The organism is Frondihabitans sp. 4ASC-45 (assembly GCF_049472575.1).
GTDB lineage: Bacteria > Actinomycetota > Actinomycetes > Actinomycetales > Microbacteriaceae > Frondihabitans.
In genome coordinates this window covers 17,499-42,046 of record NZ_JBCEBN010000003.1, presented here as the reverse complement: position 1 = coordinate 42,046, position 24,548 = coordinate 17,499, and the positions used below count along the sequence as shown (strand labels likewise).

19 protein-coding genes and 2 tRNA genes are annotated in these 24,548 nt (G+C 67.7%); 10 read left to right on the top strand and 11 right to left on the bottom strand.

The window, feature by feature from the left end:
- The first annotated feature begins 88 nt into the window (after nt 1-88).
- The gene (locus tag VH571_RS06380; protein WP_423263800.1) at nt 89-1,729 is read left to right on the top strand and encodes a histidine kinase; all 1,641 of its coding nucleotides are present in this window, start codon (nt 89-91) and stop codon (nt 1,727-1,729) included.
- Nucleotides 1,730-1,738: 9 nt separating this feature from the next.
- Nucleotides 1,739-2,404, top strand: coding sequence for a response regulator transcription factor (locus VH571_RS06375; RefSeq protein ID WP_123942648.1), 666 nt, complete (start codon nt 1,739-1,741; stop codon nt 2,402-2,404).
- 247 nt (nt 2,405-2,651) lie between these two features.
- Here the strand turns inward: VH571_RS06375 and VH571_RS06370 are convergent, their stop codons facing one another.
- On the bottom strand, nt 2,652-3,365 hold the full coding sequence (locus VH571_RS06370) for an SGNH/GDSL hydrolase family protein (protein WP_423263799.1): 714 nt from the start codon (nt 3,363-3,365) through the stop codon (nt 2,652-2,654).
- Nucleotides 3,366-3,470: 105 nt separating this feature from the next.
- Nucleotides 3,471-3,541: transfer RNA gene (locus tag VH571_RS06365), tRNA-Gly, on the bottom strand.
- A 158-nt stretch (nt 3,542-3,699) separates the two neighbouring features.
- On the opposite strand from VH571_RS06365, the gene VH571_RS06360 reads away from it, so the two are divergent.
- The 5 genes from VH571_RS06360 to clpX all read left to right on the top strand — a co-directional run bounded on the left by VH571_RS06360 (nt 3,700) and on the right by clpX (nt 8,349).
- Nucleotides 3,700-3,772 (top strand) — tRNA-Pro (locus VH571_RS06360).
- Between the two features lie 119 nt (nt 3,773-3,891).
- A complete protein-coding gene (gene tig / locus VH571_RS06355) occupies nt 3,892-5,217 on the top strand; it encodes a trigger factor (RefSeq protein WP_423263798.1) in 1,326 nt (441 codons plus the stop codon).
- A gap of 309 nt (nt 5,218-5,526) precedes the next feature.
- Nucleotides 5,527-6,114, top strand: coding sequence for an ATP-dependent Clp protease proteolytic subunit (locus tag VH571_RS06350; RefSeq protein ID WP_055962771.1), 588 nt, complete (start codon nt 5,527-5,529; stop codon nt 6,112-6,114).
- Nucleotides 6,115-6,142: 28 nt separating this feature from the next.
- On the top strand, nt 6,143-6,811 hold the full coding sequence (locus VH571_RS06345) for an ATP-dependent Clp protease proteolytic subunit (protein WP_055962768.1): 669 nt from the start codon (nt 6,143-6,145) through the stop codon (nt 6,809-6,811).
- A 260-nt stretch (nt 6,812-7,071) separates the two neighbouring features.
- Nucleotides 7,072-8,349, top strand: a complete 1,278-nt coding sequence (gene clpX / locus VH571_RS06340) for an ATP-dependent Clp protease ATP-binding subunit ClpX (protein WP_055962765.1) — start codon at nt 7,072-7,074, stop codon at nt 8,347-8,349.
- Between the two features lie 73 nt (nt 8,350-8,422).
- Here clpX and VH571_RS06335 read toward each other — a convergent pair whose 3' ends face one another.
- Entirely contained in the window at nt 8,423-10,492 is a 2,070-nt protein-coding gene (locus VH571_RS06335; RefSeq protein ID WP_423263797.1) for a M3 family metallopeptidase, read from the bottom strand.
- 43 nt (nt 10,493-10,535) lie between these two features.
- Here VH571_RS06335 and VH571_RS06330 point away from each other — a divergent pair, with 43 nt between their 5' ends.
- Nucleotides 10,536-11,357, top strand: a complete 822-nt coding sequence (locus VH571_RS06330) for a methyltransferase domain-containing protein (RefSeq protein WP_423263796.1) — start codon at nt 10,536-10,538, stop codon at nt 11,355-11,357.
- Between the two features lie 153 nt (nt 11,358-11,510).
- On the opposite strand, the gene VH571_RS06325 is transcribed toward VH571_RS06330, so the two are convergent.
- From VH571_RS06325 to valS, 4 genes are all read right to left on the bottom strand, one after another.
- Nucleotides 11,511-12,980, bottom strand: coding sequence for a LamG-like jellyroll fold domain-containing protein (locus tag VH571_RS06325; RefSeq protein ID WP_423263795.1), 1,470 nt, complete (start codon nt 12,978-12,980; stop codon nt 11,511-11,513).
- 141 nt (nt 12,981-13,121) lie between these two features.
- Nucleotides 13,122-13,724: a hypothetical protein gene (locus VH571_RS06320; protein ID WP_423263794.1), complete on the bottom strand. Its 603-nt coding sequence runs from the start codon at nt 13,722-13,724 to the stop codon at nt 13,122-13,124.
- 89 nt (nt 13,725-13,813) lie between these two features.
- Nucleotides 13,814-14,083: a hypothetical protein gene (locus VH571_RS06315; protein ID WP_423263793.1), complete on the bottom strand. Its 270-nt coding sequence runs from the start codon at nt 14,081-14,083 to the stop codon at nt 13,814-13,816.
- On the bottom strand, nt 14,083-16,752 hold the full coding sequence (gene valS, locus VH571_RS06310) for a valine--tRNA ligase (RefSeq protein ID WP_423263791.1): 2,670 nt from the start codon (nt 16,750-16,752) through the stop codon (nt 14,083-14,085). The genes VH571_RS06315 and valS overlap by 1 nt, the downstream gene beginning before the upstream one ends.
- Before the next feature lie 218 nt (nt 16,753-16,970).
- Between valS and proP the strand changes: the two genes are divergently transcribed.
- Complete coding sequence (gene proP, locus VH571_RS06305; RefSeq protein WP_423263790.1) at nt 16,971-18,557, top strand: glycine betaine/L-proline transporter ProP; 1,587 nt, start codon at nt 16,971-16,973, stop codon at nt 18,555-18,557.
- Between the two features lie 84 nt (nt 18,558-18,641).
- On the opposite strand, the gene VH571_RS06300 is transcribed toward proP, so the two are convergent.
- Genes VH571_RS06300 through VH571_RS06285 form a run of 4 tightly spaced genes read right to left on the bottom strand, consistent with a single transcriptional unit; the run spans nt 18,642 to nt 23,834 of the window.
- On the bottom strand, nt 18,642-20,342 hold the full coding sequence (locus VH571_RS06300; protein WP_423263789.1) for a dipeptide ABC transporter ATP-binding protein: 1,701 nt from the start codon (nt 20,340-20,342) through the stop codon (nt 18,642-18,644).
- On the bottom strand, nt 20,339-21,202 hold the full coding sequence (locus tag VH571_RS06295; RefSeq protein WP_423263788.1) for an ABC transporter permease: 864 nt from the start codon (nt 21,200-21,202) through the stop codon (nt 20,339-20,341). The genes VH571_RS06300 and VH571_RS06295 overlap by 4 nt, the downstream gene beginning before the upstream one ends.
- Nucleotides 21,199-22,131 (bottom strand): ABC transporter permease, encoded by a 933-nt coding sequence (locus tag VH571_RS06290; protein ID WP_423264016.1) that lies wholly within the window; start codon nt 22,129-22,131, stop codon nt 21,199-21,201. Before VH571_RS06290 ends, VH571_RS06295 begins: the two co-directional genes overlap by 4 nt.
- Before the next feature lie 41 nt (nt 22,132-22,172).
- The gene (locus VH571_RS06285; RefSeq protein WP_423264015.1) at nt 22,173-23,834 is read right to left on the bottom strand and encodes an ABC transporter substrate-binding protein; all 1,662 of its coding nucleotides are present in this window, start codon (nt 23,832-23,834) and stop codon (nt 22,173-22,175) included.
- A gap of 38 nt (nt 23,835-23,872) precedes the next feature.
- Between VH571_RS06285 and VH571_RS06280 the strand changes: the two genes are divergently transcribed.
- Nucleotides 23,873-24,487: a TetR/AcrR family transcriptional regulator gene (locus VH571_RS06280; RefSeq protein WP_423263787.1), complete on the top strand. Its 615-nt coding sequence runs from the start codon at nt 23,873-23,875 to the stop codon at nt 24,485-24,487.
- The last annotated feature ends 61 nt before the right edge of the window (nt 24,488-24,548 follow it).

Here is a 24,548-nt window from a genome sequence, read left to right as displayed (position 1 = left end):
TAAACCCCCGAGAGGCTCGGTCGCTGGCACCATTGGGGGAGCCTCCGGATCGCGCCACGCTGGAGTCATGATCACCGAGACGAGCCCGATGCCACCCACCACCGCCCCCGCTGCCGAACCACCGCCGCGCGCCCTGTACTGGCGGCTGTGGGCGGCCTTCCCCCGAGACATCGGCTATCTCGCGCTGACCGGGGTGCTGGTCGTCGTGGCGTTCGCGGCCTACGGCATCGTCGGCCAGATCCTGGTCGGCACCGGCAACGGCCTCTTCGCCTTCGTGGCGTTCTTCGTCCTCCTGCTTGCGGGCCTGTACTTCGGCCGCCTGTTCGGGGCAATCGAGCTCGTTCGGCTGTCGTGGGCGCGCCACCCGGCTCCTCGACCGGTCGCCTGGCGAACGCTGACCTTGACCGGGCGGTTCAAGCGCCTCGTCGAGGTGGCCGCCGATCCGCACTACTGGCTGTACTTCGCGTTCACGACGATCGTGTTCCCCTGGCTGGGTGCCCTCGTCGTCGCCGTGACGGTCGGGATGTTGCTGATCGTCGTTGGTGGGATCGTCGGAGGAATCCTCATCCTCGTCGTTTCCGGGGAGGGGGGCTTCGCTGAAATAAACAGCAGTTGGGTGAGCTCTGCACTCCTCGATCACGCGCCCGCGGCGGCCGTCGTCGCCTTCGTCGTGGCGCTCGGAGCCCTGGCCCTCCTCCCGTTCGTCACCCGCGGCATGGTGCTTGTCCAGGGCGCCGTCGCCACCTGGATGCTCGGCGGCTTCCGGTCCGAGCAGCTCAAGGCCGAGGTCGCGGGCCTCGAGGTCTCGCGGAGCGCGGCCGTCTCGGCCGAGGGCACAGCCCTGCGGAGGCTCGAACGCGACATCCACGACGGGCCGCAGCAGCGGCTCATCCGGCTGCAGATGGATCTCTCCGCCGCCTCCCGAGTCGTCGACACCGATGGCACTCGGGCTCGGCTCCTGATCGACGATGCGAGCGCCCAGGCTCGCGAGGCTCTCGAAGAGCTCCGTGCCCTCTCGCGTGGTTTCGCTCCACCCCTGCTGCTCGACCGCGGGCTCGCTGCCGCTCTCGACGCAGTCGTCGACCGATCGACGGTGCCGACCCGCTTCACCGACGAGCTGCCCGACGGCATCGAGATCCCGGTCGAGATCGAGCGGAATGCGTACTTCATCGCGGCCGAGCTGCTCGCCAACATCGGCAAGCACTCGCGCGCCGACCGGGCCGAGCTGATCCTGTCAGCGCCGACCCTCGCCGGGGCGACCGAGCTCCGCGTGATCGTGACGGACGACGGTGCCGGCGGTGCGACGGTCCGGCCGGGTCACGGGCTCGCCGGCATCGAAGAGCGCCTCGTCGGGCTCGGCGGTCGTCTCGAGCTTCGGAGCCCCGAGGGCGGGCCCACACACGCGAGCGTCAGGATCCCGATGGCGCCGGCAGTGCCCGAGGCCGAGGCCGACGCGCCTGCCGTCGATCCCGACCGGCCTCGCGTCGGCCCCGACCAGCCTCGCGTCGATCCCGACCGGCCTGCCGTCGGCCCCGACCAGCCTCGCGTCGATCCCGACCAGCCTGCCGTCGACTCCGATGCCACGGCCGAACTGGACCACCTTTTCGGCGAGACACCGCCCGACCAGGCGCACACGCGGCCGTACCCCACCGAGGAGCTGCCGAGGGTCGGTGACGAGCCGTCGGATCCTTCGGTTCGGCTGTCCAAGCCTGCCGAGCGCGACTCGTAGGCTGGGGGAGTGACCACCGGATCCGAGACACCTCGCCGCCGGGTCGTCGTGGCCGACGACTCCGTGCTGCTGCGGGAGGGGCTCGTGCGCCTGCTCGACGAGCTGGGCACGGAGGTGGTCGGCTCGTACGGCGATGCCGAGGCAATGCTCGCCGATCTCGATCGTGCGCGCCCGGATCTGGCGGTTCTCGACGTGCGCATGCCGCCCACCCATCGCGACGAGGGCGTGCGGGCGGCGATCGAGCTGCGGCGGCGCACCCCGTCGACGGGCATCCTGCTGCTGTCGCAGTACGTCGAAGTGGCGTACGCCCGAGAATTGCTGAGCGCAGGATCCGACGGGGTCGGCTACCTCCTGAAAGACCGGGTCACCTCGATCGACGAGCTGGGGTCGGCGCTCGATCGGATTTCGGACGGCGCGACGGTGCTCGACCCCGAAGTCGTCGGAGCGCTGCTCGGTCGGCGCAGCGATCCTCTCGCGGCTCTGACGCCACGCGAGCGGGAGGTGCTCGCGCTGATGGCCGAGGGGCGCACCAATTCGGCCATCTCGGCGGCGCTGTTCATCGGCACGGGTGCCGTGGAGAAGAACGTGACCGCGATCTTCCAGAAGCTCGGCCTCGACGACTCGGGTACGGATCACCGGCGAGTGCTGGCCGTGCTGGCGTTCCTGCAAAGCTAGCTCGCGCGCCACCTGCCCGGGTTCGTGACCTCGGTTCGTGACCTCGGCTCGTGACCTCGCGTGAATCGGCCAATCTCGCGCGCCGCGGCGCTGGCACCTCGGCCGATTCGCGTCACCTCGCGAGCTGGCCCTCACGGAAACCTGCCATCGCGATTCGACGCGGTTCGGCCATACTGACTCGGCGCGCCGCGTCGCAAAGGCCGATCCGAGTCGCTTTGCGATGCCCCACCCGAGGCGACTCGGGCGCTCAGCCGACCTTCGGGGTCGCCATGACGCGCACGATCGCATCGCGGTAGGCGAGCCCGACGAGTCGGTATCCGGCCGTGGTCGGGTGAGTGCCGTCGAGCGAGGTGCCGGGTGCGTAGACGTCGCCGTCGCGCGCGAACCCCCACGGATCGACGAAGTCGTAGCCCGCGGTCACGGCGTAGGCGTGGAGGTGCTTCTCATACAGGGCGGCCTGGCGAGGGTGGCGATCATTGGGGGGAATCGCCCCGATGATCACGTGCTTCGGGTGCAGGGTCGCGATGACCTTCTCGTAGCTCGCCCGCGAGTCGGCGAACGAGATCTTGTGACGCACGTCGTTGGTACCGGCCATCAGCACGAGAACGTCGACCTTGGCGATGGGCTTCACGGCCGCGGCCATCTGCTGGATCGTGGTGCCGCCGACGGCCCAGCCGCCCACGTAGTCGACCCCGTTGCCCTTGGCGTAGGTGATCCAGGTGTTGGGGGTGAGGCCCTCCGACAAGCTGCGGCCGCCGCCGGCGGTTAGAGAGTCGCCGACGATCGCGACGCGCACGCCGGGAGTCGAGCCCTCGGGCACGGGGGCGCCGGTCGCCATCGGTGCGACGGTCGAAAAGCCGCCGGCGTTCGGCTCGGAATGGGGGAGCGTGGCACAGCCCGCGAGCACGACGATCGTCGCAGTCAGAAGACCGCCGACAAGGATCCGATTCACCGCGCGCACCCGAATATTATGGCGGTTCTCTCGCAGGCGTCGCGACGCCTGACAGGGGGGTCACAGCGACACAAAAGAGGCAAGCGAGGACATCGCCCGGTGGGCTATCTACGGAGGGGATGACGGGAATCGAACCCGCATCATCAGTTTGGAAGACTGAGGCTTTACCACTAAGCTACATCCCCGCAAAAACAGGCCGTTGACCTGTCGTGCGTGGTCAAGCATAGGGCATTCTTCGACCCGCTCAGTTTCAGTGGCTGGCAACGGGCTAGACTTCACGAGGTTCTTTTCGCCCCGACCTCAACGGGGATCTCAGGGAAGGCCTAAAGCGATACAGGAATACCGGGGCGTAGCGTAGTGGCTAGCGCGTCCGTTTTGGGGGCGGAAGATCGCAGGTTCGAGTCCTGTCGCCCCGACGCAGTAGCAAGAACGTGCAGTAGCAAGATCCACGCACTAGACAAGCTCGTCAGAAGCGCGGCGTCACATGCGCGCCGCCAGAAGCACCGCAGAACACCGACACAGGAGAAGTACGACATTGGTCAAGACCACGGTTGAGCAGCTCGGCCCCACCCGCGTCAAGCTCAACATCGCGGTGAGCCCCGACGACCTCAAGCCCGGAATCACGCACGCTTACGGCCACATCGCCGAGAGCGTCTCGATTCCCGGCTTCCGCAAGGGCAAGGTTCCGCCGCCCATCATCGACCAGCGCGTCGGCCGTGAAGAGGTTCTGAACCACGCTGTCAACGAGAGCATGGACACCTTCTACCGTGCCGCGGTCGAAGAGAGCTCGATCCGCCCCCTCGGTCGCCCCGAGGCCGACGTCGTCGGATGGCCCAGCACCAAAGACTTCTCGGGTGACCTCCTCCTCGCTATCGAGGTCGACGTCCGCCCCGAGTTCGAGCTGCCTGCCTACGAGGGCCTCGAGCTGACCGTCGACTCGGTCGAGATCAGCGACGACGAGGTCGACGAAGAACTCGCCAACCTGCGCACGCGCTTCGGCACCCTCATCACCGTCGACCGTCCCGCCGCCAAGGGCGACTTCGGTCAGATCGACCTGATCGCGACCATCGACGGCGTTGAGGTCGACAACGCCAAGGGCATCTCGTACGAGATCGGCTCCGGCGACCTCATCGAGGGCATCGACGAGGCGCTCGACTCGCTGACCGCGGGCGAGACCACCACCTTCGAGTCGAAGCTGCTCGGTGGCGACCGCGAGGGCGAGACCGCTCTCATCGAGGTCACGCTGACCGCAGTCAAGGAGCGCGAGCTCCCCGAGGCCGACGACGACTTCGCCCAGATCGCCAGCCAGTTCGACACCATTGACGAGCTCAAGGGCGACCTCAAGGAGCAGCTCGGCCGCTCCAAGGCGGTCGGCCAGGGCGGACAGGCTCGCGACCAGCTCGTCGAGAAGCTGCTCGAGCTCGTCGAGATCCCCGTGCCCGAGAAGCTCGTCGAAGACGAGGTGCACCGTCACCTCGAGCAGGAGAACCGCCTCGAAGACGACGAGCACCGCGCCGAGGTCAAGGATTCCTCCGAGACCGCCTTCCGCAACCAGATCCTTCTCGACGCCATCGCCGAGAAAGAAGAGGTCAAGGTCGAGCAGGACGAACTGACCCAGTACCTCATCCAGGGCGCTGCGCAGTACGGCATGGAGCCCGGCGAGTTCATCAAGGTGCTCGACGAGAACGGCCAGATCCCGGCTATGGTCGGCGAGGTCGCTCGGTCCAAGGCTCTCGCCGTGGTCCTCTCCAAGGCCACCGTGAAAGACGACAAGGGCGCCGACGTCGACCTGTCGGCATTCACGGCCGCCTCCGGTGTCGGAAGCGACGCGGGCGACCACGAGGGTCACGACCACGCGTAGTCGCTAAAGAAGTTCCCGAAGAGGGCAGGATCCCGAGGATCCTGCCCTCTTCGCGTTTCTCGGCTGACCCGCCCCGCCGAATTTGAAGGAGATTCTCGAACCCGACCCCGTCGGATCCTGATGTCTTCGTTCCCGGCGGCACGTTTCTCCTTCAAATTCGGGAGCGTGCTGCCGGGCGACCGAGCTTGTCGAGGTCCGGCACCGCGACGGGAATCCGCGCAATAGATACAGCCGTGGGCGAACACCCCGGAAACCGCGCGTTACACCCCCTAAGTTCGTATGCAAGCGACAACTGAATGGGAGCACCACATGGCCGACGTAACACTGCCCAACAGTGTTTTTGACCGACTTCTCAAAGACCGCATCATCTGGCTCGGCTCGGAGGTGCGTGACGACAACGCCAACGAGATCGCTGCCAAGCTTCTCCTGCTCGCGGCCGAAGACAGCGAAAAAGACATTTACCTGTACATCAACTCGCCCGGCGGGTCGATCACTGCCGGCATGGCGATCTACGACGCCATGGAGTTCGTGCCGAACGACATCGTCACCGTCGGCATCGGCATGGCCGCGTCGATGGGGCAGCTGTTGCTCACGGCCGGCACCAAGGGCAAGCGCTACATCACGCCTAACGCCCGCGTGCTCCTCCACCAGCCGCACGGCGGTTTCGGCGGAACCTCGTCCGACATCCAGACGCAGGCTCAGCTCATCCTCTCGATGAAGCAGCGCCTCGCCGAGATCACGGCCGCCCAGACCGGCAAGACGGTCGAGCAGGTCAACGAAGACGGCGACCGCGACCGCTGGTTCACCGCGCAGGAGGCCCTCGAGTACGGCTTCGTCGACCACATCCGTTCCTCGGCCTCCGACGTCATCGGCGGCGCCGGAACCGATCAGGAATAACTCCCCCTCACACCAGTAAGGAACAGACATGGAACTGCCAATGATGGGTGGAGCGGGCCGGTTCGAGCGCGCTGAGACCCCGAGCTCGCGCTACGTCCTGCCCAGCTTCGAGGAGCGCACGGCCTACGGCTACAAGCGTCAAGACCCCTACGCCAAGCTCTTCGAAGACCGCATCGTCTTTCTCGGCGTGCAGGTCGACGACGCGTCGGCCGACGACGTCATGGCTCAGCTGCTCGTGCTCGAGTCGATGGACCCCGACCGCGACATCACGCTGTACATCAACTCGCCCGGTGGCTCGTTCACGGCCATGACGGCCATCTACGACACGATGCAGTACATCCGCCCTGACATCCAGACGGTCTGCCTCGGTCAGGCGGCTTCGGCTGCGGCCGTGCTGCTCGCCGCTGGCACCCCCGGCAAGCGTCTCGCTCTGCCGAACGCCCGCGTCCTCATCCACCAGCCCGCCACCGGCGGTTCAGGTGGCGGCCAGGCGTCCGACATCGAGATCCAGGCGGCTGAGGTGCTCCGTATGCGCACCTGGCTCGAAGAGACGCTGTCGAAGCACTCCAACAAGACGCCCGAGCAGGTCAACCGCGACATCGAGCGCGACAACATCCTGGGCGCCCCCGAGGCTCTCGAGTACGGTCTGATCGACCAGGTGCTCACCTCGCGCAAGAACCTCGCGCTCACCAAGTAGCGCGGGCCAGAACCACCACCGGAGGCCCCGGGCCCGATCGGCCCGGGGCCTTCGCTGTACCGGCGGGGAGCGAGCAGCGAAGCGCAGGATCCTGGTCCAAGCGTTTACGACCCCGGTGCCGAATCAGAGATGGTCGCCCGCTCCGGCGATTCCGGCGTCGTGGTCACGCGGGTGTCGGGGGTTCGGGTTAGGCTCGTTCAACGAAGACCGTCAGGTCACTCGAGGCCTTTATGGCCACAGAAGTGTTAGGGAGGCCGAGCATGGCACGCATTGGTGAAAGTGCCGACCTGCTCAAGTGCTCGTTCTGCGGCAAGAGCCAGAAGCAGGTTCAGCAGCTCATTGCGGGCCCCGGGGTCTACATCTGCGACGAATGCGTCGAGCTGTGCAACGAGATCATCGAGGAGCGCCTCGCCGAAGCGGGCGAGGAGCCCTCGAGCGAGTTCGACCTGCCGAAGCCCCGCGAGATCTACGACTTCCTCGAAGAGTATGTGATCGGGCAGACGCCGGCCAAGCGGGCTCTCTCGGTCGCCGTCTACAACCACTACAAGCGCATCCGGTCGATGAACACGCTCACGTCGGCCGACTCCCTGGGCGACGACATCGAGATCGCCAAGTCGAACATTCTGCTGATCGGCCCGACCGGTTGCGGCAAGACCTATCTGGCTCAGACGCTGGCAAAACGACTCAACGTTCCGTTCGCTGTCGCCGATGCCACGGCCCTCACCGAGGCGGGCTACGTCGGTGAAGACGTCGAGAACATTCTGCTCAAGCTGATCCAGGCCGCCGACTACGACGTCAAGCGGGCCGAGACCGGCATCATCTACATCGACGAGGTCGACAAGATCGCCCGCAAGGCTGAAAATCCGTCGATCACGCGCGATGTCTCGGGGGAGGGCGTGCAGCAGGCGCTCCTCAAGATTCTCGAGGGCACGGTCGCGTCGGTGCCGCCCCAGGGTGGGCGTAAGCATCCCCACCAGGAGTTCATCCAGATCGACACGACGAACGTCCTCTTCATCGTCGCCGGCGCCTTCGCCGGTCTCGAAGAGATCATCTCGTCGCGCGCCGGCAAACGCGGCATCGGCTTCGGCGCCCCTCTGTATGAGAAGGGCAACGACGTCAACCTCTTCAGCGAGGTGCTCCCCGAAGACCTGCACAAGTTCGGCCTGATCCCCGAGTTCATCGGTCGCCTTCCTGTTGTCACGACGGTGTCGCAGCTCGACCAGGAGGCTCTGATGGAGATCCTGACCAAGCCGAAGAACGCCCTCGTCCGCCAGTATCAGCGCATGTTCGAGATCGACGGCGTCGAGCTCGACTTCGAGCCAGAGGCCCTCGAGGCCATTGCCGACCTCGCGGTGGTCCGTCAGACCGGTGCTCGCGGTCTCCGCGCGATCATGGAAGAAGTGCTCGGGCCGATCATGTTCGATGTGCCGTCAGACGACAACGTGGGCGGGGTCGTCGTCACTAAGGCGTCCGTGCTCGAGAACGCCGCGCCGACCATCGTTCCGCGGGTGATCGAGCGCGCCGAGAAGAGCGCCTAGACCGCAGAGGCCCGCCGATAACGGAGGCCCCCGCACCCGAGAGGGTGCGGGGGCCTCTGTCGTCGAGACGGCGCTACTGCAGACGGCGGCGCACGAGGAGGGGCTCGACGGCGGCGTCTCGTCCGCGGAAGTCGCGGAAGGCCGCCAGGGGATCCTTCGATCCGCCCACGCCCAGAAGTCGCGACCGGAAGCGATCGCCGTTCGCCCGGGTCAGCCCGCCGTTCTCGGCGAACCACTCGACGGTGTCGGCGTCGAGCACCTCGCTCCAGATGTACGAGTAGTAGCCGGCGTCGTAGCCACCCGAGAAGGTGTGCGCGAAGTAGGTGCTCGAGTACCGGGTGGGCACGGCCGGGTTGTCGAGGCCGACGGCTGCGAGGGCAGACGCCTCGAAGACCGCCACGTCATCGACGCTCGTGAGGCCCGCGGCCTCGTCGACGGTCAGCGCATGCCAGGCCTGGTCGAGGAGCGTCGCCGCAAGGTACTCGCTCGTCTCGAAGCCCTGATTGAACCCCTCGGAGGCGGTGAGTCGATCGACGAGCTCGGCGGGCATGGGCTCACCCGTCTCGAAGTGGAACGCGTAGTGCCCGAGCACCTCCGGCCAGAGCAGCCACATCTCGTTGACCTGGCTCGGGAACTCGACGAAGTCGCGGAAGACGTTGGTGCCCGAGAAGTACGGGTAGGTCACCCGAGCGACAAGCCCGTGCAGGGCGTGCCCGAATTCGTGGAACATCGTCGTCACCTCGTCGAGCGTCAGCAGCGTCGGCGATCCGGCCGGCGGCTTCGAGACGTTGAGGTTGTTGACGACGACCGGCATGTGGCCGAGCAGCGCCGACTCCGACACGAGCGGGTTCATCCAGGCGCCGCCGCGCTTCGAGTCGCGCGTGTAGAGGTCGAGCACGAAGAGCCCGACGGGGGAGCCGTCGTCGTCAGACACCTCGAAGACCCGGGCCTCCGGGTGATAGGCCACCAGGTCGGGGCGCTCCTCGAAGCGAAGACCGTACAGTTGCGTCGCGGCGTAGAACACGCCGTCGCGCAGCACCCGGTCGGCCTCGAAGTACGGTCGCATGGCCGACGCGTCGAAGTCGTACTTCTCGGAGCGAACCTTCTCGGTGTAATAGGCCCAGTCGTGCGCGGCGATCTCGGCGCCTTCCGGGAACGCAGGATCCGACGCGGCCACCCGCGCGAGATCGTCCTGCTCGGCTCGGGCGTTTCGCGCCGCCGGGGGTGCGAGCCGCCCCAGCAGGTCGCGGACGGCCTCGGGCGAGCCGGCGGTCTGGCCCGCCGTGACGTAGGCGGCATGCGACGAGAACCCGAGGAGCGCGGCCCGCTCGGCACGAAGCCGGACGATGTCGAGGAGCACCTGCCGGTTGTCGTGCTCGCCGCCGCGGCTGCCCCGCGATCGAGAGGCGGTCATGATGCGCTCGCGAAGGTCGCGATTCGTGAGTGAGGCGAGCAGGGGATGGCCGGTGAACAGGGTCAGCGCGATGAGGTAGCCGCCCTCGAGGCCTCTCTCGGTGGCCGCCGCGGCGAGCGAGGCGATCGTGTCGCTCGACAGCCCGTCGAGCTCAGCGACGTCGTCGACGGTGATCGCCAGCTCGTTGGTGTCGGCGAGGAGGTTCTTCTCGAAGCGCGTGGTCAGCGTCGAGAGCTCGGAGTTGAGGTCGCGAAGGCGCTGTTTGTCGTCGTCGCCGAGGCCCGCCCCGGCACGGCTGAAGTCGGAGTGGAGGCGTTCGACCAGGTAGACCTCCTCCGGGGTCAGGTGGGCGGTGGCACTGGTACCCAGATCGTCGTACACCGCCCGGATGCGAGCGAAGAGTCGCGGGTCGAGACGGATCGCGTCGGAGTGGGCGGCGAGCTGGGGAGCGAGCTCCATTTCGAGGGCGCTCGTCAGGTCGTTCGAATCGCTCGACGACTTGTTGAAGAAGACGTGCTCTACGCGGGAGAGGAGCTGGCCGCTGCGCTGAAGCGGGATGACCGTGTTGTCGAAGGTGGCCGGCCGCGGATCCTCGGCTATGGCCTCGATCTCGGCCAGCTGCTCGGCGAGACCCCGCTCGAACGCGGGGGCGTAGTCGGCGTCGGAGATCCGGTCGAAAGGCGGCAGTGCGTAGGGAAGCGTGCTCGGTTCAAAGAACGGGTTCGTCATCAGGCCAGCCTATTGCGCTGTCTTCTCGCGCTAGCGTGGGGCCATGTCACCGGAACAGAAGCCCACCGACGCGAAATACACGCACGGCCACCACGAGAGCGTGCTCCGGAGTCACAGCTGGCGAACGGTCGAGAACTCGGCCGCCTACCTGCTTCCGCATCTCGCTCCGGGGCTGTCGCTGCTCGACGTCGGCGCGGGGCCCGGCACCATCACCGTCGACTTCGCAGAGCGGCTCGCGCCGGGTCGCGTCATCGGCATCGACTCTGCGCCCACCATCGTCGAACAGGCGTCGGAGCTGGCCGCGTCGAAGGGGATAGACACGGTCGCGTTCGAGACCGCCGACCTCTACTCGCTTCCCTACGCCGACGACACCTTCGACATCGTGCACGCGCACCAGGTGCTGCAGCACGTGGCCGACCCGGTGGCGGCACTCGTCGAGATGCGCCGCGTCGCCAAGCCCGGTGGCATCGTCGCGGCCCGCGACGTCGACTACCGCGGAACGATCTGGGCCCCGGAGAACCCCGGTCTCGACCACTGGATGACCGTGTATCAGCTCGTGCACCGCGGCAACGGCGGCGAGCCGGACGCCGGTCGGCACCTGAAGAGCTGGGCTCTCGAGGCGGGGCTGACCGACATCGTCTCGTCGGCGTCGATCTGGTGCTTCTCGTCGGACGAGGAGCGCACATGGTGGGGCGACAGCTGGTCGGTGCGCGCGCTCGAATCGGCGTTCTACGCCGACGCCATCGAGAAGCGGGCCGCCACCGACCTCGACCTCCACGCGATCTCGCAGGCGTGGTTGGCGTGGCGCGATGCCCCCGACGGCTTCTTCGCCATGCCGCACGGCGAGCTGATCGCGCGCGCCTAGCAGCAGAGTCGTTCTTCGTCACCGTCTGGACGGCGACGGTGATCGTCCAGGATCTGCTAGTGCTGCCGGTCGGTGATCAGCAGATCGTGGACAGTCAGGGCAGACGAGCGGTGTCGGCGACCTTGAGCGAGAGCTCGACCTCGGCAACCGGAGTCAGCGGCCAGCGGCGTAGTGCGTGGCTACCTGCTGGGCTGTGAGGGCCTTCAGGTAAAGAGCGGTGTTGTCGAGGCCACCTTCGAAGAAGCTATTCGCGGGGGCGCCCGGATAATACGAGCCGATCTCGTCGTAGCCGATCCGCCAGTAGCCTTTCGTCGCTTCGGCCTGCTTGTTCTTGTTAGTGCCGACGAGGACACCATCAACATAGAGGGCCATTCCGGCCGACGACATCATCGCCGTGGCGAGATGCCAGTGGCCGTCGGTGTAGCTGCGCGGAGACGTGACGGTGTAGGCGCCGTAGTTCCACAGACCGAAGGTGACATGGCCCGTCTGATCGATGTAGATGTGCCGGTCGCGCGCGGTCGATGCTCCCGTTGCCTGGCTGCTGAAGCCGATGAGGCGGCCACCGTTCTCCGTCGTCGTGAACCAGGTCTCGATCGTGAAGACCTGCGGAGCCGAGGTGACCCCGTGACCCGACACGTACGCTGTTTGCCCGTCGAGTTGCAGGTAGGGGCTTGAGTCGCCGCAGGAACCCGCAACTCGGGTCGCGCTGCCCTGAATGGTTCCTGCTCCGATCTGCTGCGCCGAGTTCTCGGCGACGGTGCCGGCGACCTCGTTGTAGCCCAACCAGAAGAACGGTGCATCGGCGACCTTGTCGAGACAGGGGAAGCGCTTCGTCTCCGCGGAGGCGTGGGTGGTCGTGGTGGTCGACCACGCAGCCCCGGCCCCGAGGATCGTAATGAGGCAGGCCACCGTTCCGATCGCGACGACGGAGAGCCCGACGCCGCGGGCGGAAGCGGCGCGCCGCAGGCGCGAAGCGCTGGTGACGAGAGACCGCGCCTCGTCGGCCCGGCGCAGTCCCTGTCGTAGTGGGGCGTCGAGACGGCCGACTGCTAGGAGGGAGGCGACTGCGGCACCCGAAACGAGGAGGGGGATGACGGCACCAGTGGCGAGCCAGACGGCCGGCCAGCCGACCAGGGGCACGCGGAGGACTCCGACGCCGAGCACGGAGCTCGGGGCAGTGGCCGTGGAGTCGTCGCCCGGATTGGCATCGCCCCGGGTAATGAGGCCGCGATCGGACTTCTCGACGAGGCGATGGAGGCGCAGGCGGTCGGCATGATCGGGGTCGTCGGCGAGCAGGACCTGCCCGACGGCAATGTCGTCGGCCTCGAGCGGCATCGCGACGACGACATCACCGGTGAGGATGCGCGGTGCCATCGAGCCGCTCATGACGCTCGTCGGTAGCCAGCCAAATAGTGCGGGCACGGCCGCCCAGAGCATCAGGCAGAGTAACGACAGCAGCGTGGTGCGGGCGATGACGGCGGCGAGAAGGCGGGTCCACGCGGCTATCGGCAATCTGTCCACCTCGGCGTTGTCGGCCTGTGCGCTGTCGCCTGTGGAACTGTCTGCAGTTGCGCTGTCGAGCAGCGTCGGGGTCGCTTCGTCGGAACGAGAGTGAGCGGTCATCGGGGCCTCGGGCGGGTCGGTGAAAGCGTCTGCGGGGAGGGGCCGGGCGCCGATCGAGACGGCGCCCGGCTCCGGGCGTGCAAATGAGAGCCGGGCATAGGGCGTTCAGCCGTCCGGGCCGTCGTCCTTCGCCCCGTCGTGTCAGATCGACTGAGCCTCCCAGGTGAGGTCGACGGTCGCGGTGCCGTCCTGTGCCGTGTTAGGAGCCGTGTCTGCCAGTCGGTACTCGATCTTGAAGGTGCGCGTGGCCGAAGCGGCGTCGTCGTGACTCCAGCTGCCGAGACCGGTGGCGTAGTCGGTCGAGTTGGTAGCGAGCTCGGCCAGCGTGCCGGTGTAGACGGACGCGTTGCTTGCGAGAGCGGTGAACCCGGCGCAGGAGCCGAATCCGCCGCCGTCGCCCTGGGTCACGGTGAGCTCGAGGTGGTCACTGAGACCGTTTGTCGTGCCGGCATTCGCGGCGTAGAAGCGAATGTCTTCGTCAAGGCTCGACGCGGAAGAGACCGTGATGCAGTTTTCGCCGGTGGAACCGGGCTGGAGGTCGGTGGCGGCGAAGAGCGCGCTGCCCGAGTCGTCGTCGGTCAGCTCCACGGAGCCAGCCGACCAGTTGTTGGCCGTGTTCTCCGTCGTCGACGAGAACGCCGAGTACGACGTCTGCGCGACGATCAGGCCACTGACGAGGACGGCGGCCGGGGCGGCAACGAGGCCGGCAATGCGGACGGTGCGGGTTGTGGGGAGAGAGGTCATCTGAAGACTCCGGAGATTGGGCGCCAGCGTCGGATCGCTGAGCGTCTTGCTCCAAAATATCAGAGTAAAAAATTTAATACAATATAAATTTAATTGGGGGAGAGGGGATTATCTTCCTCCACGTCGACCGGCTCGTGGATGGACGCCGTGTCGGCCACCGCGTCGTAGCGGATCGTGGTGCCATCGTCGAGCTCGACGACCGGCTTGCGTTCGAGCCAGGTCAGAGTCCAGCGCCAGGTCGCGGCGTCGACAGCCTGGTCGGCGAGCTCGCGCTCGACCTGAGCGACCGCCGCGACGACGGCGGCCGGAAGGCGGTCGGGGGTCTGGCCCCCGACCGACCAGCGCGTTCCGAGTTGCATCAGGCGCCCGTCGCCGGGGCCGCGGGGGCTGCCGGCTGCTCGGCGAGCACGATGTCGCTGACGGCCAGAGCGTCGCCCGCGTCGAATGTGAGCGACTCGATACGGCCCACCGCTGACAGGTCGACGGCAGCCGTGCGGAGCAGCTCGAGCGAATCGGCGGGAGCCACCACCACAGCCGACGTGACGGGAGTCTTCTGCGACGCCTTGGCATCGGTCTTGGCGCGACGGATGGAGATGAGCGCCTCGCCCACGAGCTCGAGCAGACCGGTGGGAGCCACGATCTCGCCGACCTCCGCGAGCTCGGCGACCGTGGGCCACGGAGCAGTGTGGATCGACGAGTCGTGCGTCCACGACCAGACCTCTTCGGTGGCGAAGGGGAGGTAGGGGGCGAGAAGCCGCAGCAGGCCGTCGACCGTAGTGCGGAGCGCGAGCACCGCGGAAGCCTGGCCGCCTGCCGAGGCGGCGCCGTCGGATCCTGCGCCTTCGCTAGAGGCGGAGCCGTAGGCGCGCTCCTTGACGAGTTCGAGGTAGTCGTCGCAGAAGGTCCAGAAGAACTTCTCGGTGCCTTCGAGCGCCTTGGCGTGGTCGTAGTTCTCGAGGGCGTCGGTCGCGGCCTCGATCACGCGGGCGAAGTTCGCCAGGAGGTCGAGGTCGAGGGGCTCCGTGACGCTCGCGCCTTCGACGGGCTCGGGGAACGAGTAGACGAACTTGGCGGCGTTCAGCACCTTGATCGCCAGACGTCGACCGACCTTGATCTGCTTGGGGTTCTGCGGGTCGAAGGCCGCGTCGGTGCCGAGGCGCGACGAGGCGGCCCAGTAGCGGACCGCGTCGGAGCCATGGTCGTCGAGCATCGCGGCCGGGGTGACGACGTTGCCCTTCGACTTCGACATCTTCTTGCGGTCGGGGTCGACGATGAAGCCCGAGATCGATGCGTTCTTCCACGGCACGGTGTCGCCTTCGAGCTGCGCCCGGAGCATCGTGGAGAACAGCCAGGTGCGGATGATGTCTTGCCCCTGCGGGCGGAGGGAGTACGGGAAGACGAGGTCGAAGAGCTCGGGGTCGGTCTCCCACTTGCCCGCGAGCTGCGGGGTGAGCGACGAGGTGGCCCAGGTGTCCATTACGTCGACCTCGCCCTGGAAGCCGCCGGGGATGCCGCGCTGCGACTCGTCGTAGCCGGGAGCGGCGTCGGACGACGGGTCGACGGGCAACTGCGCCTCGGTCGGCACGATGGGCCGATCGAAGACGGGGTTGCCGTCGGAGTCGAGCGGATACCAGACCGGGATCGGCACGCCGAAGAAGCGCTGACGCGAGATCAGCCAGTCGCCCGAGAGGCCCTTCACCCAGTTCTCGTAGCGGACGCGCATGAAGTCGGGGTGGAACGAGACCTCTTCGCCGCGCTTCAGCAGCGTCGACCGGAGTTCTTCGTCGCGGGCGCCGTTGACGATGTACCACTGGCGGGTCGAGACGATCTCGAGGGGCTTGTCGCCCTTCTCGAAGAACTTGACGGGGTGGGTGATCTTCTCGATCTCACCGGTCAGCTCGCCCGACTCCTGGAGGAGCGACACGATGGCGGCTTTCGCGCTGAAGACGGTCTTGCCGGCGAGTTCGCCATAGGCGGCGAGACCCGCCTCGCTCGTGATCGCCGACGGTGCCTCGCTGATGAACCGGCCGTCGAAGCCGAGCACGGAGCGGTTCGGCAGATCGAGTTCACGCCACCAGATGACGTCGGTCGTGTCGCCGAACGTGCAGATCATCGCGATGCCGGAGCCCTTGTCTTTCTGAGCCAGGTGGTGCGCGAGCACGGGCACCTCGACGTTGAAGAGGGGAGTGCGGACGGTCGTGCCGAAGAGGGCCTGGTAGCGCTCGTCGTCGGGGTGCGCGACGAGGGCGACACAGGCGGGGAGCAGCTCGGGTCGTGTGGTCTTGATCTTGATGTCGCTGCCGTCCGGGGCGTGGAACGAGAGCGTGTGGTACGCACCGGGCATGTCTTTGTCTTCGAGCTCGGCCTGGGCGACGGCGGTGCGGAACGTGACGTCCCACAGCGTTGGGGCCTGCGCCTGATACGCCTCGCCCCGTTCGACGTTGCGGAGGAACGCTTTCTGGGCGACGGCCTGCGACTCGCCCGCGATGGTGCGGTACGACTGGGTCCAGTCGACCGAGAGACCGAGCTTGCGCCAGACGTCTTCGAACTGCTTCTCGTCTTCGACGGTCAGGCGCTCGCACAGCTCGATGAAGTTGCGGCGAGAGATAGGCACCTGGTCGGCGGCCTTGGACGACTTGTTGTCGCCGCCCTCGAACGGCGGCGTGAAGTCGGCGTCGTAGGGGAGCGACGGGTCGCAGCGAACGCCGTAGAAGTTTTGCACGCGGCGCTCGGTCGGGAGCCCGTTGTCGTCCCAGCCCATCGGGTAGAAGACGCTCTTGCCGCGCATGCGCTCAAAGCGCGCCTTGACGTCGGTGTGCGTGTAGCTGAACACGTGACCGATGTGCAGCGACCCCGACGCGGTCGGGGGAGGAGTGTCGATCGAGAAGACGTTCTCTTTGGTCGCCGAGCTGCGATCGAATTTGTACGTTCCGTCGGACTCCCACGCGGGGCCCCAGACGTTCTCGAGGCCTTCGAGGGCGGGCCTGTCCGGAATTCGAGAAAAACTGGCAGGCATGGGACGAGTCATGGACGTACTCCTTCGATATGGGCGGCACCGTGTCGGTGGGGAGGTGCCTTGCGTGTTCTGCAGGCGAGTTTACGGGATCGGAACGCAAGGATCCGAGGCGGTCGCGGCAGCCCCGGATCCTTGCGTCCTCAAGCGCTGAAATGTGATTCTTTTCTAGCTAAATTTTGCCCTCTGGTAGGCTTTCGGGGTTTTTGCATCGACAACTGGAGTGAATGTGTATGAGTGATCAGTCAGCCCGTCCTGCGACACCCATCAAGAAACACCGCCCGAATCGGCAAGGACGCCGCAGACTGACCAGCGACGACGTGACCGTCGTCGAAGAATCGCAGCTCAAGAGAGCCGTCGCGGCCGCCGCGCTCGGCAACGGCATGGAGTGGTTCGACTTCGGCGTGTTCGCCTACCTCACCACCACCCTCGCCAAGGTCTTCTACCCCTCGCTCAGCCCGACGCTCAGCGTGATCCTCACCTTCGCGACCTTCACCGCGGCGTTCATCGTGCGCCCCATCGGCGGCGCCGTCTTCGGTCCGCTCGGTGACCGCATCGGACGCCAGAAGGTCCTCGCCGTCACGATGATCATGATGGCGGCCGGAACCTTCGCCATCGGGTTCCTGCCCGACTTCAACACGATCGGTGTCTGGGCGCCCCTCCTGCTCCTCCTGGCCCGCCTCGTGCAGGGCTTCTCGACGGGTGGCGAATACGGCGGAGCAGCGACGTTCATCGCCGAGTACTCGCCCGACAAGCGTCGCGGCTTCATGGGTTCGTGGCTCGAGTTCGGCACGCTCGGCGGCTACGTGCTCGGTGCGTCGCTCGTCACCGTGCTGCAGTTCGCGATGCCCGAAGACACGCTGCTCTCGTGGGGCTGGCGGATTCCGTTCCTCGTCGCGGGCCCCCTTGGTCTCGTCGGCCTGTACCTGCGACTGAAGCTCGAAGAGACGCCGGCGTTCCAGAAGCAGCAGGAGGAGGCCGCCGAGCGAGAGCACGTCAAGGTGCCCTTCATCCGTCTCTTCGCCGAGAACTGGCGCGCGCTGATCGTCTGCATCGGCCTGGTGCTGGTGTTCAACGTCACCGACTACATGCTGTTGTCGTACATGCCGACCTACCTCACGTCGACCCTCGGTCGAGACGCGACGAACGGGCTGATCCTCGTGATCGTCGTCATGGTGCTGATGATGGCCGTCATCTCGATGGGGGGCCGGCTCTCCGACCGCTTCGGTCGTCGCCCCGTGCTGTTCGCCGGCTGCATCGGGTTCCTCGTGCTCTCCTGGCCCGCGCTCAAGCTCGTGCAGAGCGAGTCGACGCCCCTCGTGTTCGTGGGCTTGCTGATCCTCGGTCTCGTGCTCGTCACGTTCACGTCGACGATGCCCTCGACGCTGCCGGCGCTGTTTCCGACGATCATTCGCTACGGCGCCCTGGCCATTGCGTTCAACGTGTCGGTGTCGCTGTTCGGTGGCACGACGCCCCTCGTCACGGAGTCGCTCGTCGCCTGGGCCACCTCGAACGGCTACAGCTGGGCCAATGACATCCCGGCGTTCTATCTGATGATCGCCGCGGTGATCGGCCTTGTCGCCGTCTGGTTCACCAAGGAATCGGCGAACGTGCCCCTGCTCGGATCCGGCCCGTCGGTCGCGACCGAGGAGGAGGCCGAAGAGCTCATCGCCGCCTACGCCGACGAGTCGAGCGAGGTGTCGAAGTCGGAGTGGGCCGTGGAGTTTGCGATGTCGGGGCCGATCGACATCGTGCGACCGCCGGCCGAATCCACTGCCGAGGCCGAGGCCGAGCCCGAGGCCTCGTCGCCCCGCAGCTAGTCGCGGCACCGCTTTTCGGAGAGCACACCGTCGTTGGGCGGTGTGCTCTCCGTTTTGTGGTGTCTTGCGCTATGCGCCCGGCGGTCAGTCGGCCGACGAAGCGGCGGCGAGCAGGCCGCGCGTGTAGGAGTGCGTCGGCGCCGAGAAGACCTGCTCGGTCTCGCCCTGCTCGACGATTCGCCCGGCACTCATCACGGCGACCCGGTCGCTGACATGCCGCACCACATCGAGGTCGTGCGAGATGAAGAGATAGGCGAGGCCGTGCCGTTCCTGCAGCTCGTCGAGCAGATCGAGCACCTGCGCCTGCACCGTCACGTCGAGTGACGAGACCGGTTCGTCGCACAGCAGCACGCGAGGCCGGGGCGCGAGCGCGCGAGCGATGGCGACGCGCTGCCGTTGCCCGCCGGAGAGCGTGGCAGGCAGGCGGGACGAGACGGAGGCCGGCAGGCCCACCTCGGCCAGCAGGGCGTCGATTTGAGCGGCGTGGGCGCGGATCCTCGTCGTCTTTCCGTTCGTCAGAGCATCGACCAGGATCCGGCCCACCGTCATGCGGGGGTCGAACGACGAGAGCGCATCCTGGTAGATCGCCCCGAGCAGCGCCCGGCGGGGTCGGCGTTCGCGCTCGGGCAGCGGGTTCCAGGGGGCGCCGAGCAGCTCGACCGATCCGTGATCGGGGGAGTCGAGGCCGAGCAGCAGCCGCGCCGTGGTGGTCTTGCCCGAGCCGGAGGCGCCCACGAGACCGAGCGTCTCGCCGGCGCGGAGGGTGAGCGAGACATCGTCGACGGCGGTGAAGGTGCCGAAGCGCCTCGTGAGACCGTACGCCTCGAGGACGCGTTCAGAACTCTGGTCATTTGGGCGTTTTGCGGGTGATCCGGCTCGTTTTTCGCCGGTTCTGCCAGAGTTCTGAACGGTCGGGCCGCCGACCGAGAGCCGCGAGCCCCGCGGTTTGCCCGCGGGCACGGCCGCGACGAGCGCCCGCGTGTACGGGTGAGCCGGAGAGTCGAGGATCTGCGCCGTTGGCCCCTGCTCCACGACCTCGCCGGCCCGCATCACGACGATGCGATCGGCGAGGCGTCGCACCGCGCCGAGGTCGTGGCTGATCGCCAGCACGGCCGTGCCCTCGTCGCGGATGCGCGCCAAACGGTCGATCACGACGCGCTGCACCTCGGCATCGAGCGCCGTCGTCGGCTCGTCGGCGATGACGACGTCGGGCCCCAGTGCGAGCGCCGCAGCGATGAGCGCTCGCTGACGAAGCCCACCCGAGAGCTCACCCGAGCGCTGCGCGCGACGAACCGCAGGATCCGGCATCCCGACCTCGGCCAACACCTCGAGCGCCCTCTCCCGCCGCTCGGCCGCGCCCAGCGTCGTGTGCAGTCGAAGCGCGTCATCGATCTCGCGCCCGATCGGCCGCAGTGGGTCGAGCGAGACGAGGGCGTCCTGCTGCACGAGGCCGATGCGAGGGCCGCGGATGCCCCGCCACTGCCGCTCGGAGAGGCCGGTGAGGTCGGTGTCGTCGAGGGCGAGGCGGGTGGCCGTGACGGTGCCGCCGGACAGGCCGAGGAGCGCGCGGGCAGTGACGGTCTTGCCGGATCCTGATTCGCCGACAAGTGCGACGCACTCGCCGGGTGCCAGCTCGAAGGAGACGGTGCGCACGGCCTCGACGCCGTCGAAAGCGACACGGAGATTCTCGACGTGGAGACCGCGGGTGCCTGGCGCCCGGCCGGAAGACGACCCGCTCGCAGGCGTTCCGCTGGCAGGCGGCCCACTCGCCGTCGTCCCGCTCATCGGCGACCCGTCCCGGCGAAGGCGCGGCCGACGACCGTCGTGGCGGCAGCCGTGGCTACGATCGCCAGGCCGGGAAAGACGGTCATCCACGGGGCGATCTGGAGGTAGGTGCGACCAGCCTCGAGCATCGCGCCCCACTCCGGAGCGGGCGGCGGAGAGCCGAGACCGAGGTAGCTGAGCGACGAGGCCCAGACGATGGCCTGGCCGACGCCGAGGGTGGCGAGCACGACGACCGGCGCGAGAGCGTTCGGCAGCACGTGCCGCACCAGCAGTGTGAGCGGGCCACGCCCGAGCACACGCGCGGCCTCGACCATCTCGGAGGAGCGGACAGCCCGGATGCGGGTGCGGAAGATGCGGGCGTATCCGGGGGCTGTGGCGAGTCCGACCGCGAGGGTCGCGGGGATCGGTCCGGGGCCCGCGAAGGCGATGATCACGAGCGCCAGTAGCAGCCCGGGCAGCGCGAACAGCACCTCCAGCACGCGGGAGACGGCGGCGTCGGTCAGGCGAGTGCCGACCCCGGCGGCGATTCCGAGCACGAGACCGAGGAGAGTGCCGATGAGCGTGGCGGCGATACCGATGAGGAGGGAGGCGGAGGCGCCGTGGACGACCCGCGTGTAGAGGTCGCGGCCGGAGTCGTCGGCGCCGAACGGGTGGGCGAGCGAGGGGGCCGAGAAGGCGTCGACCGGGTGGACTGCCAGCGGATCGCCGGGGGCCAGGAGGCCGGGGGCGACAGCGGCAGCGAGAACGCCGAGGAGGACGGCTCCGGCGACGACGCGGGGGGCCGTCACGCGGCTGCGCCATTCGGCGGCACGGGTGGGTGCGGCGGCGGGCAGGACGGGGAGCTCGGGAAGGATCGTCATGCGCTCGCCCCCCGGGGGTCGACGGCCTTCTCGGCCAGGTCACCGAGCGCGACCACGACCACGTACGCCAGAGCGGAGACCAGCGCGACACCGGTGACGAGCGGGATGTCGCGGAGCGTGACGGCGTCGAGCAGGGTGCGGCCGAGCCCGGGCCTTGCGAACAGCGACTCGACGACGATGGCGCCGCTCAGGAGTGAGCCAAAGGCCCAGCCCGACAGGGCGAGCCCGGGAAGCGCGGCGTGGCGGAGAAGATGGCGCCAGAACAGCCCGGACGGCCCCTCGCCCCGAGCCGTCGCAGTGAGGGCGAACGGCGCCGCCGCGGCGTCGAGCAGCGAGTCGCGGGTGACCTGGCCGAGGAAGCCGGCCACGGGCACCGCGAGCGTCACGACCGGCAGCACCAGGCCGATCGGCGTGCCCGTGCTCACGGGAGGCAGCAGGCCGAGACCGGTGGCGAAGACGACGATGAGCACGCTCCCGAGCAGGAAGTGCGGAACGGCGGAGGCGACCACCTCGAGACCGGACGAGACCGCTCGGGCGACCCGCCCGGATCCTGCGCTCCACCAGGCCACACCGACCGCAAGGATCCAGGCGGCCACGAGAGACAGGGACGCCAGCAGAAGCGTCGGGGGCACCTGCGCGGCGAGCACCGACGACACCGACTGCTTGAGCGAGTACGAGGTGCCGAGGTCGCCCCGCGCGAGGCGGCCGAGCTGATCGAGGTACTGCACGAGGAGAGGTTGATCGAGGCCGTACTGGCGCCGGACCAAGTCGAGCGCCTCCTGCGACGCCTGCGACCCGGGCCCGCCGAGGATGGCCTCGGCGGGGTCGCCCGGCACGAGCCGGATCGCGAAGAAGATCAGCGTCGCGACGGCCCAGAGCACGAAGAGCGCCCCGAGCACCCGCCCGGCGATGAAGCGCACGAGGTTCAGCGCCGCACCATTCGGCGCCGCATCTTTCAGCGCTGCACTTTTCAGCGTTGCACCCACGCGTCGTAGAAGGTCGGCGTCGACACCGTCGGCATCGCTCGAAGCCCGTGCACGCTCGTGCGGTACAGGTAGTGGTTCTGCTGGTCGTACAGAGGGAGCACGTAGTAGCCCTCGAGCACGCTCTTCTGCACCTGTTCGTAGAGGTCGGCGCGCTTCGTCGCGTCGGACTCCGCGCTCGCCTGCTTCAGAAAGGCATCGACTTCGGGTGAGTCGACCTGGGCGTTATTGGCGAAGTAGCCGCTCGGGGCCGGGGTGATGCTCGCCGAGTCGTACAGCACTCCGAGGACGCCGGGGCCGACCTTCGTGTAGGGAGCGCTCACGATCTCGTACTTGTGGGCGGCGAGGGCTCCGTACCAGCTCGACAGGTCGAGCTGCGAGATCTCGACGTCGAAGCCGAGCGATTTGGCTTCTTCTTGGATCTGTTCGAACAGGGCTCGCTCGGCCGGGATCGACTGGTTGGTCGAGACCGGGAACCGCACGGTCAGGCGCTTGCCGTCTTTGGTGCGGTAGCCGGCGCTGTCACGGGTCGTCCATCCGGCGGAGTCGAGAAGGTCGTTCGCCTTCGTGGTGTCGATGTCGAAGAGCGACGGATCGGAGTACGCGTCTTTCTCGACACTCGAGAGAAGCGAGTACGAGCGCTTCGCGGTGCCGAAGAACAGCGACGTGATGCCGTCGTTCACAGCCACGCCGCGGATGAAGGCCTCGCGGACGCGTTCGTCATTGAACGGCGCCTGCGAGGAGTTCAGTTCGAGCCGGTTGGATGCTCCGGGGCGCGGGGCATCGAGCTCTGTGATCTGGTCGCTCTTCTTCGCGGCGACGATGGTGTCGGGCTGGGCGTTGTCGATCACATCGACCTGGCCCGCCTGAAGCGCGGCGTAGCGCGAGGCCGAGTCGGGCAGGAACCGCCACACGATCTTCGCGAGGTACGCCTTGCCGGTGTGCGCGGCGTCTTTCGGGGGAGAGGTGTAGCCGTCGTTACGCTCCAGGGTGATCGACTGCTGCTTCGTCCATTTGACGACCTTGAACGGACCGGTGCCGACCGGTGACTCGCAGTTGACGGCCTGCGTGCGCTTGAGGGCAGTGGGTGACTCGATCGCGAGCCACGGCTGCGAGAGCGAGTCGAGCAGTGAGCTGTCGGGGCTCGAGAGGTCGAAGCGCACGGTGCTGTCGTCGACAGCGACGGCCTTCTTCACCTTGGCGAGCGCGAGGTACCCCGTCGACGACAGCGTCGTGGGGTCTTGCACATGCTTCACGTTGGCGACCACGGCAGCGGCGTCGAAGGCCGTGCCGTCGGTGAACTTGACGCCCTTCTTCAGCGAGAAGGTCCAGCTGAGGCCGTCGGAGGCCTCTTTCCACGACGTCGCGAGCCACGGGATCACGTCGCCGGCGGTGTTCTTCGACACGAGCTCTTCGAGGTATTGCGTCGACACGAGCGCCTGCGGATAGTTGCCACCGACGTGGGGGTCGAGGCAGGTCGGCTCGGCGTCGCCCGAGGCGTAGGTCAGGGTGCCGCCCGAGACGGGCTTCGAGCTGGCGGTGTCGGACGGGGGTGCGGCGGTGCAGCCGCTCAGAACGAGCGCACTGGCCGCGGTGAGACCGAGGAGAGCGAGGAAGGGGGCGCGAGTAGTAATTTCTGGACTCCGTATAGTAAGTGGCCAATCGAGTCTAGCGGGAGAATGCTGACGTGACACCTTCTGCACGCACGGGCCGCCCCCGGCGCTCGTCGGCCGAGATTCTCGCCGATGCGGCCTCCGAGCTCTTCCTCGAGAATGGCTACGCGGGCACCACCGTCGATCAGATCGCCCAACGCGCCGGAGTGAGCCGCGCCACGTTCTTCAACTACTTTGCAGGCAAGGCCGATCTGCTCTGGCTCGACCTCGACGAGAGCCTTCGGTCGCTGCCGGGCGCTCTGCTCGAGGTGGGCGGGTCGGATGCTTCGCTCTCCGCTCCCGACAGTGTGGCTCGAGCGCTCGTGCTCGTGGCGCAGCGGCACGACGACTCCCGGGTGCCCTGGGCCCTGTCGCAGGGGGAGACGATGCGGCTCGGCGACGACCTCACTGCGTCTGGCGCGGCGCGGTTCGTGGCGCAGCACTCGATCGTCGCGGCGTTCGTCGCCGAGCGGACCGAGGCGCGCGCCGGCGACGCGTGGCCGCAGGTGGTGTCGGCGGCGCTTCTCGGTGCGGCTGGAGCGGCCGCGGTCGCGTGGGCGCGAGCCGGAATCGGCCGGGGCAGTCTCGAAGACGCGGTGGAGCCGGCCGTCGAGGCGGTTGCCGCCGGGCTCGGGGGGCACACACTCTAGCCGGACGGGTGTCGTCATCGGCATCGCCGAACTGGTACCTTCGCTCGACGGCCCGAGATCA